We start from the raw sequence: 13,457 nt of genomic DNA on the forward strand, positions 1-13,457 counted from the left end.
GTCGGGGGAGGGGTGCTCCAGGACCTACGATGGGGTTGATAACTTACCGCAGAGGTGAGCCCGTCGTGTCCGCCCGAAACCCGGCAGGCGGACAGCCCCGAGAGCCCGTGAGGATGACCGTGTCCAGCAGCACGCCCGAAACCACACCCGTCACCGGAACGGCCCGCGTCAAGCGAGGCATGGCCGAGATGCTCAAGGGCGGCGTCATCATGGACGTCGTCACCCCGGAGCAGGCGAAGATCGCCGAGGACGCCGGAGCGGTCGCCGTCATGGCACTCGAACGCGTGCCCGCCGACATCCGCGCCCAGGGCGGCGTGTCCCGGATGAGCGACCCCGACATGATCGACGGCATCATCGCGGCCGTCTCGATCCCGGTCATGGCCAAGGCCCGCATCGGCCACTTCGTCGAGGCCCAGGTGCTCCAGTCGCTCGGCGTCGACTACATCGACGAGTCCGAGGTGCTGACCCCGGCCGACTACACCAACCACATCGACAAGTTCGGCTTCGCCGTGCCGTTCGTCTGCGGTGCCACCAATCTCGGCGAGGCCCTGCGCCGCATCACCGAGGGCGCCGCCATGATCCGCTCCAAGGGCGAGGCCGGCACCGGCGACGTCTCCAACGCCGTCACCCACATGCGCACCATCCGGGGCGAGCTCAAGCGGCTGTCGTCGCTGCCCGAGGACGAGCTGTACGTCGCGGCCAAGGAACTGCAGGCGCCGTACGACCTGGTGGCCGAGGTCGCCAAGGCGGGCAAGCTGCCGGTCGTGATGTTCACCGCGGGCGGCATCGCGACTCCGGCGGACGCGGCCATGATGATGCAGCTCGGGGCCGAGGGCGTGTTCGTCGGGTCCGGCATCTTCAAGTCGGGCGACCCGGCCAAGCGGGCGGCGGCCATCGTCAAGGCCACCACGTTCCACGACGACCCCGACGTGGTCGCCAAGGTCTCTCGGGGACTGGGCGAGGCCATGGTCGGTATCAACGTCGAGGAGATCCCGCAGCCCCACCGCCTGGCCGAGCGCGGCTGGTAGGAAGCGATCTCAGCCGATGCCCGGCTGGTAGGGAATCCGGACTTCTGTGGATGCCCGGCTGGTAGGAAACCCGGTCTTCGCGGATGCCCGGCCGTCCCGACGGCCGGGCATCCGTTGTTTTCGGCCATGTAAGCGGCCTGAGGCGTTGCCGTAGGGTCGCGGGCGACCAGGGTCCCGTCCTGAGCCGTCGGCGGTGCGCGTCCACCTGGGCGGCGGCTTCGCGGGGAGCCCCGTCCGGGCCGAAAACGACTGGGCCGGCGGGTGGGCGGGCGCCAGACTGGTCGATGTGATCAAACCTGAGACGACAGCGGATGATGTCCTGAAATTTCTTGACTTGATGGAGGGGCTGGGCGTCCATATCTGGCTCGACGGAGGATGGGCGGTGGACGCCTGCCTGGGAGCGCAGACGCGGCCGCACGCCGACCTGGACATCGTCCTGGAGGAGAAGGACCTGCCGACCGCCGAGTCCGCGCTGCGCGAGCGCGGGTACGGCCCGGTCGAGCGCGACGACACCTGCCCGTGGAACTTCGTCCTCGGGGACGCGGCGGGCCATCAGGTCGACTTCCACGTCATCGTCCTCGACGGGAACGGCCACGGCGTCCTCGGGCCGCCGGAGAACGGCGACGTGTACCCGGCCCCGGCGCTGACCGGCCGAGGGCTGGTGGGCGGGCGGGAGGTGGCGTGCGTCGCCCCCGAGTGGCTGGTGCGGTTCCACACCGGGTACGCGGTCGACGACGACGACTGGGCGGACGTGTCGGCGTTGTGCGAGCGGTTCGGGCTGGCGATTCCGGAGGATTACCGCAGGTATCTCTGAGGCGACGGTCCCCGGTGCCGCCCGCTCGGGGTTCGGCGCCGCGCGGCGGGGCGCCTGGCCAGGCGCCCCGCCGGCCGCAAACCGATCGTCGTGGTCAAGAGCGGCGGCACCTCCGCTGGGGGACGGCGGGGTCCGGCGCCGTCCGTACGGCGGCCGCGCGCGGCCGGTCCCCGGGGCAAGGGGGCGGCGTCACGGCGGGGTGTGGCCGCCTCCAGGAGCGTGCCCCTGGAGGTCGTCGGCGCGGGGCGGCGGGTGGCGGGCAGGGCGGCCGGGCCGTGACGGAGGGGTGGTGTGGGCCGTTGCGGAGCAATGGCCCGGCCGCAGTCCGGTGCGGTGCCGCCGATGCGGAGCAATGGCTTGACCTCAGTCCGGTGCGGCGCGTTGCCGCCGGGCGGCGCCGGGGCGTAGACGAGGAGGGCGGCTCACCACAGGGTCGCTGCCAGCAGGCCGGCGATCAGGACCGCGATCGCCAGCTTCAGAGCCCATGCACGCATTCGTCAACCTTAGGTTGACGGCCTGATGTGGTCAACCTAAAGTTGACGCTCGCTGGCTTTGTCCCTGAAAAGCTGACATCTAGGCATATGTCGTCTTGATCATGTTAGGTGGCGTTCATCCGTCGGTCATGACCCTCGGTCAGGCTGGCGGGCGTTCACCCCTTGAACGACAGGGAGCCGCAGCCGTGCGAAACGTCAACCGTCGCCACTTCCTCATCACCGGCCTGGCCGCAGGAGCCGCCGCCGGCCTCCCCGCGAGCCCCGCCACCGCCGACACCCGCAGCCGCGACTTAGCCACCACCCCGTTCACACTCGGCGTCGCCAGCGGCGACCCCGACCACGCCGGATTCGTCATCTGGACCCGCCTCGCCACCCACCCGATGGCCGAGGACGGCCTCGGCGGCATGCCCTCCCGCCCCTTCACCGTCCAATGGCAGGTCTACGCCGACGAGCACGCCCGCCACGTCGTCCGCACCGGCGTCGCCCGCGCCCGGCCCGAATGGGGGCACAGCGTCCACGTCGAGGTCGAAGGTCTCGCCCCGGACCGCGAGTACTGGTACCGCTTCAAGACCGGACGCCACCTCTCGCCTCTCGGCCGCACCAGAACCACCCCCCACCCCCTCGCGTACGGCGGCGCCCTCACGATGGCGTTCGTCTCCTGCGCTCAGTACGAACACGGCTACTTCACTTCATACCGCCGCATGGCCGAAGACCACCCGGACGTCGTCCTCCACCTCGGCGACTACCAGTACGAGTACACGCGCGACACCTATGTCATCCCCGGCGGCAACGTCCGCCACCACGAGGGCCCCGAGACCGAGACGCTCGCCGGCTACCGGCAGCGGCACGCCCAGTACAAGAGCGACCCCGACCTCCAGGCCGCCCACGCCGCCGCGCCCTGGCTCGTCGTGTGGGACGACCACGAACTCGACAACAACTGGGCCGACGACGTCCCGGAGAAGCCCGAGATCCCGCAGCCGGGTTTCCTCGGCCGCCGCGAGGCCGCCTTCCGCGCCTACTACGAGAACATGCCGCTGCGTCGCACGTCGATCCCGCGCGGCATCGACCTGCAGCTGTACCGGCGCGTGCGGTGGGGCCGCCTGGCCACCTTCCATATGCTGGACACCCGGCAGTACCGCGACGACCAGGGCTGCGGCGACGGCTACCGCGACTGCCCGGCCGCGAGCGACCCGGCCCGCTCCATCACCGGCGCCGCGCAGGAAGCCTGGCTCCTCGACGGTTTCCGCAGGTCAAGCGCCCAGTGGGACATCCTCGGCCAGCAGGTCTTCTTCGCCCAGCGCGACAACAACGCCGGACCGGTCAAAGTCACCTCCCAGGACGCCTGGGACGGGTACGCCGCCTCCCGGAGTCGCATCACGCAAGGCTGGATCGACGCCGGGGTCCGCAACCCGGTCGTCCTCACGGGCGACGTCCACGCCCACTGGGCCGCCGACCTCAAACTCGACTACGACGACCCGACCGGGCCCAGCGTGGGCGCCGAACTGGTGACCAGCTCCGTCAGCACGGGCGGCGACGGCAGGGACTCAGACCCCGCCACGCACCCGTTCCTGCGGATCAACCCGCACCTGAGGTTCTACAACAACCAGCGCGGGTACGTGCTGACGAAGATCGAGCGTGACCTGATGACGGCGGACTTCCGGGTCGTGCCGCAGGTGCAGGTCCCGGGGGCGGGTGTGCACACACGGGCGAGGTTCGTCGTCGAGGACCGGGTGCCCGGGGTCAAGCAGACCTACCTCCGCCCGCTGGACCCGTCCGTCCACGCGCGCGACGAGATCACCGTGGAGGAGACCGTCCGCTTGGAGACCGATCGGCCGTAGACACGGCGGTGGGCAAGGTCGGCCCGGGACGGTCGGCCCGGGACGGTCAGCTCGGGACGGTCGGCTCGGCACGGTCAGCTCGGCCGGGACGCGACGGCCGGTGCCGAGGGCGGGGCGCCGTACAGGGCGACGCCGGTGATGTAGGCCAGGACGGGCCCCGCCCGGAGGTAGTCGTTGTGACCGCCCGCGCCGCCGTCGAACACGCGGGCCCCGAAGCCCGGCTCCGACGGGTCGGTGCCGAAGCCGATCGGGCCGAACCTCACCCCCGGCCTGAGCACGTTGTCCGAGCGCGACAGGCTCGCCCACACACGGGCGGAGGTCTCCAGCTCGGCCAGCGTGTCCACACCCATCCCCGGGCTGCCGAGCGCGACGATGTCGGCGACCGGCAGCCCGGGGGCGGCCTTCCCGCACACCACGGAGCCGTAGCTGTGACACACGAGGGCGACGCGCTGCTTGCCGTCGAGCGCGGCCACGAGGGTGCGCAGCGCCCTGGCCCCCTTGATCGCCGGATAGGTGGTGATGACGCTCGGGTCGGTCATCTCCGGCGGGTCGTACCCGAGCCACCCGATCACCGCCACCCTCTCGCCCGGGCTGAGCGCCATGGCCTGTCCGTACAGCGCTCTGGCCGCCCCGCCCGGCGAGACGGCGGAACTCGTGAAGTCGGACAGCCCGTACCCGGTGCCCGGGACGTACACGATCACCTTCTCCGCCGCCGCCAGGTCGCCGATGACCTCGATCGCCCGCCCGTCGCCCATGCGGTCGATCGCCATCCACTGCCGCTCGGGGCCGTTGTCGGTGTACCGCTGGGCGAGTGCGGACGCGGTCATCGGCGGGAGCGTGAGCGGTGTGGTGCCCGGCAGGCAGCTCCCGCCCGCGAGGACAAGGGTGATCAAGGTGGCGAGGAGGAGGCGGCGCATGAGACCCGACGTTATGCGATCGTGACGCTTGCCCGCGTCGGTCTCAGGATGGAACCCGAAGCGGTGCCCGGCTCCCCCCGAGGTAGTACTCCGGTACTGCCGCCGAGACCGGCCGTACAGGGGAGGGAAGAGTCATTTCGGGCTTGGTGTTGAATTGGGGGCAAACACCCACCGGGGAGGAAGGATTCGCGTGCCGACGATCGGTGTACTCGCGCTCCAAGGAGACGTGCGCGAGCATGTCGCGATGCTGGAGGCGGCGGGCGCGACGGCCACGGCCGTCCGCAGGCCGGCGGAGCTGGAGGCGGTCGACGCGCTGGTCGTCCCCGGCGGGGAGTCGACCACGATGTGGAAACTCGCCGACGTCTTCGACCTGCTCGACCCCCTGCGGATACGGATCAAGGACGGCATGCCCGCGTACGGCTCCTGCGCCGGGATGATCATGCTGGCCGACCGCATCCAGGACGGCATCGACGGCCAGCAGACCATCGGCGGCATCGACATGGTCGTACGGCGCAACGCGTTCGGCCGCCAGGTGGACTCCTTCGAGGCCGACCTCGATTTCGTCGGCACCCAGGTCCACGCCGTGTTCATTCGCGCGCCCTGGGTGGAATCGGTGGGTCCGGAGGTAGAAGTGCTGGCTACGGCGCCGCCGGGGGATAGGATCGTCGCGGTCCGTCAGGGGCCGCTGCTCGCCACGTCGTTCCACCCCGAGCTGACCGGCGACACACGCGTGCACGAATACTTCGTACAGATGGTGAAGGAGCTCTAGGTCATGTCCGGCCACTCCAAATGGGCGACGACGAAGCACAAGAAGGCCGCGCTCGACGCCAAGCGCGGCAAGCTGTTCGCCAAGCTCATCAAGAACATCGAGGTGGCGGCCAGGACCGGCGGCCCGGACCCCGACGCCAACCCGACCCTGTTCGACGCCATCTTCAAGGCGAAGAAGAACTCGGTGCCCAACGACAACATCGAGCGCGCCCGCAAGCGTGGCGGCGGCCTCGAAGCGGGTGGCGCCGACTGGCAGACGATCATGTACGAGGGGTACGCCCCAGGCGGGGTCGCGGTGCTCATCGAGTGCCTCACCGACAACCGCAACCGCGCCGCCTCCGAGGTCCGCGTCGCGCTGTCGCGCAACGGCGGCTCGCTGGCCGACCCCGGCTCGGTGTCGTACATGTTCAACCGCAAGGGCGTCGTCATCGTCCCGAAGAACGGGCTCAGCGAGGACGACGTGCTCACGGCGGTCCTCGACGCCGGCGCCGAAGAGGTCAACGACCTGGGTGAGGCGTTCGAGGTCGTCTCGGAGGCCGGTGACCTGGTGCCGGTGCGCAAGGCGCTGCAGGAGGCGGGCATCGACTACGACTCCGCCGAGTCCGGCTTCCTGCCGACCCTGAACGTCCCCCTCGACGAGGAGGGCGCCCGCAAGGTGTTCCGCCTCATCGACGCGCTGGAGGACAGCGACGACGTCCAGAACGTGTTCGCCAACTTCGACGTCTCCGATGAGATCATGGAGAAGCTGGACGCCTAGTGCGTTCCCCGGTTCTCTCCGCGGCGCGAGCCGGGCTGATCTGCGGTTCGATCGTCAGCCTGCTCGCGGTCACGCTGTTCATGATGGCGCTGTCGGCCGACCCGGACTCCGGCGCGGGCTGGAGCTACTTCCTGGTCGTGCCCATGTGGCCGATGGGCGCGATCGCGGCGGTCGTGGTCCACGTGTGGTCCGTCCGCGAGGCGAGGTCGCTGCTGGCCGCCCTGATCGCGGGTGTGCTCGCGGCGCTGTCGATCATCGGTGTGACGAGTCTGTTCACGGACGAGGCGGGCACGATGGCCGCCTTCTTCGTCGTCCCGATGGGCGCGATCGTGTTCTACCCCGCCTTCCTCGCGCTCGGGGCCTGGACGGTGGGCGGCACCCAGCCCGCGCCGCTGCGCGCGGGCGTCGGCCTGCTCACGGGCGCGCTCGGGGTGCTCTGCCTGGCGCTGGGCTGAAAACCGGTTGTGTCTGATGCGAAGGTGGTGAGTGTGGAGATTCGCGATCTGACGCCCGACGACTTCGACGACGTCCTCGACCTGCGCTGGCGCTCGTTCGGCCCGCTCTCGCCGGCCGACCAGGAGGCGTGGCGCCGGGTGTTCGCCCCCGTCGCCGTCGAGGGCCGCTACCTCGGCGCGTTCGACGGCGACCGCCTCATGGCCGCCGCCCGCCTGCGCCCTTTCACGCAGTGGTGGCACGGGCGCCCGCAGCCCATGGCGGGGGTCGCCGGGGTGACCGTGAACCCCGAGGACCGAGGGCGGGGTGTCGCCAAGCGGCTCATGACCGCCGTGCTCGGCAGGGCGGCCGAACTCGGTGACGCGGTCTCGGCGCTGTACCCGGCCACGTCGCCGCTCTACCGCGCCGTCGGGTACGAGCACGCGGGGGCGCAGAACGTGGTCGGCATCCCCGCCGAGCGGCTGCGGACCCTCCGTCCCGGGGTGCCGGTCGAACTGCGGCGGATGGGGCCCGACGACGCGCCGGAGCTGCTGCGGGTCATCGCCCGGGTGCACGCCCGCACCCGGGCCAGCGGGCCGATCACGTGGGACGAGCGCACCTGGCGGCTGCTGCTGGCCCAGGCGAACGACTTCCGGTACGTGGCCGACGACGGGTACGCCGTCTACCGCTGGGACGGCGGCGACCTCGAGGTCGACAGCGTCGTGGCGGCGTCGGAGGCGACGTCGCGGGCGCTGTGGTCGCTCATCGGGTCCGCCTCGTCGGTGGCCCAGACGGTGTTCGCGGCGGTCGCACCGGACGACCCCGTGCTGTGGTCGCTGGAGGAGCGCACCAAGGAGACGGTGAGGCAGACGCGGTGGATGCTCCGGGTCGTCGACCTGCCCGCCGCGATCGAGCGGCGGGGGTACCCGGCGCAGGTGCGCGCCGAGGTCCTGCTGGAGGTCGAGGACGCGATCCTGCCGGGCAACGCGGGGACGTGGCGGCTCACGGTCGCGGACGGCGCCGGGCGCGTCGAGGCGGCCTCCGGTGAGGGGACGCGGGTGGGCGCGGGCGGCCTGGCGGCGCTGTACGCGGGAGTGCCGACGGCGACGCTGCGCCTGTCGGGCCTGCTGACCGGCCCGGACGCCTCCGACGCGGCCCTGGACACGATCTTCTCCGCGCGCCCGTACATGCTCCAGTACTTCTGAGGCCCTGTCCGTCTCCGGTGCGCCCGGTTATGTTCTGGCTCTTCTAACACGCTTTGCTACGGCCCAGCCTCATATCGCCGCCGCGAGCCGACCGTCTCCAGGTCGTGCCTCTCCACGCCGTGCCGGTATGGGGCTGGCCCGTATCCGAGGTTTCGGCCAGGTACGGCCGGGGACCTGTCGCCGGGCAAGGCGCCGGTGGCGCGAAGGGCGGGCGCGGGCGGGCGGGGAGCGATAGAGTGCGGTGCGAACTGGTGTTCTCAATCTGGAGGGGCGGCCTGTGCGGGTGATGGGTGTCGATCCCGGCCTGACCCGGTGCGGCGTGGGCGCCGTCGTGGGCAGAACGGGTGTGCCGCTGGAACTGATCGCCGTGGGGGTCGTCCGCACCGGCGCCGACGATCCGCTGCCCGACCGCCTCGTCGCCCTGGAAGCCGGTCTCGAACACTGGCTCGACACCGTGCGCCCGGAGGCCGTCGCGGTCGAGCGGGTCTTCAGCCAGCACAACACGCAGACCGTCATCGGCACCGCGCAGGCCTCCGGCGTCGCGATCCTGTGCGCGGCCCGCCGGGGCCTGCCGGTGTCCCTCTACACCCCCTCCGAGGCCAAGGCCGCGATCTGCGGGAGCGGCACCGCCGACAAGGCGCAGGTGGGCAGTATGGTGACCAGGCTGCTGCGGCTGAAGGAGATGCCGAAGCCCGCCGACGCCGCCGACGCGCTGGCGCTGGCGATCTGCCACGTCTGGCGCGGCGGCAACCAGCAACGGCTGGCCAGCGCGCTGGCCAAGGCGACGAGAGGACGTGCCAGGTGATCGCGTCGGTGGCGGGGAAGGTGACGGCGATCGCGCCCGACGGCGCGGTCGTGGAGGTCGGCGGGGTGGGCATCCTGGTCCACTGCACGCCCGGCACGCTGGCATCGCTGCGGGTCGGCGACCCGGCCAGGCTGGCGACCTCGCTGGTGGTGCGCGAGGAGTCGCTGACGCTGTTCGGCTTCGGCAGCGACGACGAGCGCACCGTGTTCGAGATGCTGCAGACGGCCAGCGGCGTGGGCCCCAAGCTGGCCTTGGCGATGCTCGCCGTCCACACTCCCAACGCCCTGCGTGTGGCGGTCGCGGCGGCCGACCTCAAGGCGCTCACCCAGGTCCCGGGCATCGGGCAGAAGGGCGCCCAGCGCATCGTCCTCGAACTCAAGGACCGCCTCGGCACCCCGGAGGAGGTCGTCAACGCGGCGATCGTCGGCACCTCCGCACCGCAGCCGTGGCGCGACCAGGTCCACTCGGGCCTGGTCGGACTCGGTTACTCGGCCAGGGACGCCGACGAGGCCGTGGCCCTGCTGCGTCCCGAGGCCGACGCCGAACTCGCCGCAGGACGCCAGCCCCAGGTCGCCGCGATGCTGAAGGCGGCGCTGAGAGCGCTGAGCGTGCGATGAACGCCCACGCGCCTGTCGCGAGGCCGTCGCGAAGAGCCGCTACCATGATCGTTCCGGGTCGCTCCGAGGCGTGGCCCGGTCGCGTCGGCGGGGCGGCGGCGCTGTGGTGGCGGCGCTGTGATGTCGGCGGGGCGGTCGGCTGCGGTGGCGGCGCGGACGGCCGGGCTGTGCGATGCTCCGGAATCACGACGGCGGGGAGGTGGCGGAGTGAGCCTGGAGCGTGACCTGGTCGCGCCCGGTGCCGAGGGCGACGAGCTCCAGATCGAGGCGGCGCTGCGGCCCAAGCGGCTGGCGGAGTTCATCGGCCAGGCGCGGGTGCGCGAGCAGTTGTCGCTGGTGCTGGAGAGCGCGATGAGACGCGAGCTTCCGCCGGACCACGTCCTGATGAGCGGTTCACCCGGTCTCGGCAAGACCACCCTGGCGATGATCGTCGCGGCCGAGCTGGGCGCCCCGCTGCGCATCACCTCCGGTCCCGCCCTCGAACGCGCCGGAGACCTCGCCGCCATCCTGTCGACGCTGTCGGAGGGCGAGGTCCTGTTCATCGACGAGATCCACCGGATGGCCCGTCCCGCCGAGGAGATGCTCTACCTCGCGATGGAGGACTTCCGCGTCGACATCGTCGTCGGCAAGGGGCCGGGAGCGACCGCGATCCCGCTGGACATCGCCCCGTTCACCCTCGTCGGCGCCACCACCAGGGCCGGACTGCTGCCCGCGCCGCTGCGCGACCGGTTCGGCTTCACCGCCCACATGGACTTCTACGACGTACCCGAGCTCGAACTGGTCCTCGACCGCTCGTCCCGCCTGCTCGGCGTGCACCTGCCGGGCGACGGCGCCCACGAGATCGCCCGGCGCTCGCGCGGCACCCCCCGCATCGCCAACCGGCTGCTGCGGCGGGTGCGCGACTTCGCCGAGGTGCGGGCCGACGGCGTGATCACCCGTGACGTGGCCGCCGCCGCTCTGAACCTCTACGAGGTGGACGCCGAGGGCCTCGACCGTCTCGACCGGGCGGTGCTGGGGGTGCTGCTGCGCAAGTTCGGTGGCGGACCCGTGGGGCTGTCGACACTGGCGGTGGCCGTGGGAGAGGAGCCGGAGACCGTCGAAGTGGTGGCGGAGCCGTTCCTGGTGCGCCAGGGACTGCTGGCCCGCACCCCCCGGGGCCGGGTGGCGACGGCGTCCGCATGGATCCACCTGGGGCTGACCCCGCCGCCCGACGCCGTCGGCGCGGTGATGAGCGACCCCGACGACCGGTGAGCCTGCTGCCGCAGGAGTCAGGGATCGTGTCAGGATGGAGATGACGGAGTGCGGTGGTGCGTGCGATCACAGAACGGTTGCAACCGTTCCAATTCGGGAACTTCCCCGCGCGGCGAAGCGCTGCCTCGTTGCCGCGTTTCGCAACAACCGCCTACACTCCGTGGCTTGGCTGGCTGTGTAGGCTGACGGGCTGAGCGGCGCGGCCCGACGCAACGCACGGAATTTCCGGCGCGAGGCCGGTGTCATCTTCTTGTACGACAATGGAAGGTCGCCCCAATGGATATGGGACAGCTCGGAAGCATTCTGCCGCTGGTACTTCTGGTGGTGGTCTTCTACTTCCTGCTGATCCGGCCGCAGCGCAAGCGGCAGCAGGAAGCAGTCAAGATGCAGAACTCCCTCTCGCCCGGCACGAGGGTCATGACCACGACCGGCCTGTTCGCCACAGTGGTCGCCGTGGACCACGAGGACGTCATCCTCGAGATCGCGCCCGGCATCGAGACCCGCTGGGTGAAGGCCGCGATCGGCCGCGTCATCACGCCGGGCGAGCCCGTGGACGAGAAGGCGACCACCGCCTCGCCGGAGGACGGCAGCGCCGACACGCCGGCCGCCGGGGACGCCGCCAAGGCCGACACCGACAACGACCAGGACTCCAGCTCCAAGCGGTCCTGAGCAGTCTTCGACAGACACCCCTGAGCCGAAAGAACTGACGACCCGTGGCCCGACCGACCAGCCGCCACAGCAACCCGGGGCGGACGCTCCTGTTGCTCCTGGCGCTCATCATCGCCTTGGGCGGGACGATGTTCCTGCAGAAGGCGTTCACGCCGAAGCTGGGGCTCGACCTCGCAGGTGGCACGACGGTGACGCTGTCACCCGTGACCCCCAATGGCGGTGCCCCTCCTCAGGAGTCCCTTGACCGTGCCGTCAGCATCATCCGCGAGCGGGTGAACGGCACCGGCATCTCCGACGCGGAGGTCGCCAAGTCCGGCGACAACATCATCATCTCCGTGCCGGGCAAGGGCCAGGAGGAGGTCATCAAGCTGGTCGGCACCACGGCGGAGCTGCGCTTCCGCCAGGTGCTCGGCGTCGAGGGGACCGCCCCGCCGCAGGTGCTGCCGACCGACGCGCCGGTGCCGAGCGGCAGCCCGTCGGCCACCCCCTCGGGCAGCGCGAAGCCCTCTGAGGGCGCCAAGCAGAACGGCGACGGCAAGCAGAACCAGAGCGGCGAGCCGAGCGCGCGTCCGTCGGCGACGGAGACCGCGTCCCAGCCGTCCGCCAGCCCCACCGGCAAGGCGCTGTCGTCGGCGCTGACCTCGCCGACGCCCCAGGACAACAAGAACAACCAGTCCGACGGCCAGGCGCCCAAGAACAACGACAAGGGCGGGGCCAAGGCCAGCCCGTCCGGCGCGCCGAGCGCGCCGCCGCAGGAGCAGGCGCCCGCCTTCGACACCAACGGCATCGATCCCGCGGTGCTCAAGCAGTACCAGGCGCTCAACTGCGCCGATCCGAAGTCGCGCGGCACGGGTGCGCTCGACGACCCGACCAAACAGTTCGCCGCCTGTGCGGACGACGGCAGCGCCAAGTACGTCCTCGACGTCGCCAAGGTCGTCGGCACCGACATCAACACCGCCACCTCCGGTGTGCGCCAGGGCAGCACCGACTGGGTCGTCCAGCTCGACTTCAAGAGCAAGGGCGCGGCCGAGTGGAGCAAGCTGACCTCGCTGGCGTTCGGCTCGCAGGAGCCGCGCAACCAGGTCGCCGTCGTCCTCGACGGCGTGGTGATCACCGCGCCGGTCATCCAGGGCCCGATCCCCGGCGGTCGCGCCGAGATCACCGGCGGGTTCAACCAGCAGACCTCGACGACGCTGGCCGACCAGCTCAAGTACGGCGCGCTGCCCCTGAAGTTCAACCGCAGCTCGGTGGAGACCGTCTCCTCGACGCTCGGCACCGACCAGCTGACCGGCGGCCTCATCGCGGGCGCCATCGGTCTGGCCCTGGTCGTGCTGTACTGCCTGCTCTACTACCGGGGCCTCGGCGTCGTCGCCGTCCTGAGCCTCGGGGTCGCCACCGTGATCACCTACCAGTCGGTGGTGGTCTTGGGCGCCAACGGCGGCTTCGCCCTGTCGTTGCCGCACATCATCGGCCTCGTGGTGTCGATCGGTATCACCGCCGACTCCTTCATCGTGTACTTCGAACGTATTCGTGATGAGATGAAGGAAGGCCGGCGGACGCTTCGCGCGGCCGTCGAGGTGGCCTGGGTCCGCGCTCGCCGCACGATCCTGATCGCCGACGCCGTCATGTTCATCGCCGCGGTCGTCCTGTACTTCCTGGCGGTGGGCGGTGTGGCCGGGTTCGCCTTCGCGATGGGTCTGACCACGCTGATCGACATCGTGGTGGTGTTCCTGTTCACGAAGCCGTTCATCGCGCTCCTGGCGAGATTGAAGTTCTTCGCCAAGGGCCACCCGCTGTCCGGCCTCGACGCCGAGCGCATGGCGAGCGAGCCCGTCCGATCCAACACCCCGCAGGAGGCCTGA

Annotated in this window: 14 protein-coding genes; 13 read left to right on the forward strand and 1 reads right to left on the reverse strand. The window is 71.0% G+C overall.

Going from position 1 to position 13,457, the window contains the following annotated elements; genetic code table 11:
- Nucleotides 1-113 precede the first annotated feature (113 nt).
- The 4 genes from pdxS (at nucleotide 114) to ABD120_RS19370 (ending at nucleotide 4,174) form a co-directional block, all read left to right on the forward strand.
- The gene (gene pdxS / locus ABD120_RS19355; RefSeq protein WP_343951333.1) at nucleotides 114-1,028 is read left to right on the forward strand and encodes a pyridoxal 5'-phosphate synthase lyase subunit PdxS; all 915 of its coding nucleotides are present in this window, start codon (nucleotides 114-116) and stop codon (nucleotides 1,026-1,028) included.
- A gap of 286 nt (nucleotides 1,029-1,314) precedes the next feature.
- The gene (locus ABD120_RS19360; RefSeq protein WP_425564000.1) at nucleotides 1,315-1,842 is read left to right on the forward strand and encodes a nucleotidyltransferase domain-containing protein; all 528 of its coding nucleotides are present in this window, start codon (nucleotides 1,315-1,317) and stop codon (nucleotides 1,840-1,842) included.
- A 90-nt stretch (nucleotides 1,843-1,932) separates the two neighbouring features.
- Nucleotides 1,933-2,121, forward strand: coding sequence for a hypothetical protein (locus ABD120_RS19365; RefSeq protein ID WP_343951334.1), 189 nt, complete (start codon nucleotides 1,933-1,935; stop codon nucleotides 2,119-2,121).
- 400 nt (nucleotides 2,122-2,521) lie between these two features.
- Nucleotides 2,522-4,174, forward strand: a complete 1,653-nt coding sequence (locus tag ABD120_RS19370) for an alkaline phosphatase D family protein (protein ID WP_343951335.1) — start codon at nucleotides 2,522-2,524, stop codon at nucleotides 4,172-4,174.
- 74 nt (nucleotides 4,175-4,248) lie between these two features.
- Here ABD120_RS19370 and ABD120_RS19375 read toward each other — a convergent pair whose 3' ends face one another.
- Nucleotides 4,249-5,091, reverse strand: a complete 843-nt coding sequence (locus ABD120_RS19375; RefSeq protein WP_343951336.1) for an alpha/beta hydrolase — start codon at nucleotides 5,089-5,091, stop codon at nucleotides 4,249-4,251.
- Between the two features lie 244 nt (nucleotides 5,092-5,335).
- On the opposite strand from ABD120_RS19375, the gene pdxT reads away from it, so the two are divergent.
- From pdxT to secD, 9 genes are all read left to right on the forward strand, one after another.
- Nucleotides 5,336-5,860, forward strand: a complete 525-nt coding sequence (pdxT, locus tag ABD120_RS19380; protein ID WP_425564002.1) for a pyridoxal 5'-phosphate synthase glutaminase subunit PdxT — start codon at nucleotides 5,336-5,338, stop codon at nucleotides 5,858-5,860.
- 3 nt (nucleotides 5,861-5,863) lie between these two features.
- Nucleotides 5,864-6,616, forward strand: coding sequence for a YebC/PmpR family DNA-binding transcriptional regulator (locus tag ABD120_RS19385; protein ID WP_343951338.1), 753 nt, complete (start codon nucleotides 5,864-5,866; stop codon nucleotides 6,614-6,616).
- Nucleotides 6,616-7,071: a hypothetical protein gene (locus ABD120_RS19390; protein WP_343951339.1), complete on the forward strand. Its 456-nt coding sequence runs from the start codon at nucleotides 6,616-6,618 to the stop codon at nucleotides 7,069-7,071. Before ABD120_RS19385 ends, ABD120_RS19390 begins: the two co-directional genes overlap by 1 nt.
- A gap of 33 nt (nucleotides 7,072-7,104) precedes the next feature.
- Entirely contained in the window at nucleotides 7,105-8,253 is a 1,149-nt protein-coding gene (locus tag ABD120_RS19395; protein ID WP_343951340.1) for a GNAT family N-acetyltransferase, read from the forward strand.
- A gap of 277 nt (nucleotides 8,254-8,530) precedes the next feature.
- Complete coding sequence (ruvC, locus tag ABD120_RS19400; protein WP_343951341.1) at nucleotides 8,531-9,058, forward strand: crossover junction endodeoxyribonuclease RuvC; 528 nt, start codon at nucleotides 8,531-8,533, stop codon at nucleotides 9,056-9,058.
- On the forward strand, nucleotides 9,055-9,675 hold the full coding sequence (gene ruvA, locus ABD120_RS19405; protein WP_343951342.1) for a Holliday junction branch migration protein RuvA: 621 nt from the start codon (nucleotides 9,055-9,057) through the stop codon (nucleotides 9,673-9,675). Before ruvC ends, ruvA begins: the two co-directional genes overlap by 4 nt.
- Before the next feature lie 207 nt (nucleotides 9,676-9,882).
- On the forward strand, nucleotides 9,883-10,926 hold the full coding sequence (ruvB, locus tag ABD120_RS19410) for a Holliday junction branch migration DNA helicase RuvB (protein ID WP_343951343.1): 1,044 nt from the start codon (nucleotides 9,883-9,885) through the stop codon (nucleotides 10,924-10,926).
- 276 nt (nucleotides 10,927-11,202) lie between these two features.
- On the forward strand, nucleotides 11,203-11,595 hold the full coding sequence (gene yajC, locus ABD120_RS19415) for a preprotein translocase subunit YajC (protein WP_343951344.1): 393 nt from the start codon (nucleotides 11,203-11,205) through the stop codon (nucleotides 11,593-11,595).
- 44 nt (nucleotides 11,596-11,639) lie between these two features.
- Nucleotides 11,640-13,457, forward strand: a complete 1,818-nt coding sequence (secD, locus tag ABD120_RS19420) for a protein translocase subunit SecD (RefSeq protein WP_343951345.1) — start codon at nucleotides 11,640-11,642, stop codon at nucleotides 13,455-13,457.

The organism is Nonomuraea longicatena (assembly GCF_039525605.1).
In the GTDB taxonomy this organism is placed as follows: Bacteria; Actinomycetota; Actinomycetes; order Streptosporangiales; family Streptosporangiaceae; genus Nonomuraea; species Nonomuraea longicatena.

What these genes read in the sequence shown, in the direction of transcription:
- pdxS (WP_343951333.1), top strand. Translation starts at nt 114, where the DNA reads ATGACCGTGTCCAGCAGCACGCCCGAAACCACACCCGTCACCGGAACG.
- ABD120_RS19375 (WP_343951336.1), bottom strand. Translation starts at nt 5,091, where the DNA reads ATGCGCCGCCTCCTCCTCGCCACCTTGATCACCCTTGTCCTCGCGGGC.
- pdxT (WP_425564002.1), top strand. Translation starts at nt 5,336, where the DNA reads ATGCTGGAGGCGGCGGGCGCGACGGCCACGGCCGTCCGCAGGCCGGCG.
- ABD120_RS19385 (WP_343951338.1), top strand. Translation starts at nt 5,864, where the DNA reads ATGTCCGGCCACTCCAAATGGGCGACGACGAAGCACAAGAAGGCCGCG.
- yajC (WP_343951344.1), top strand. Translation starts at nt 11,203, where the DNA reads ATGGATATGGGACAGCTCGGAAGCATTCTGCCGCTGGTACTTCTGGTG.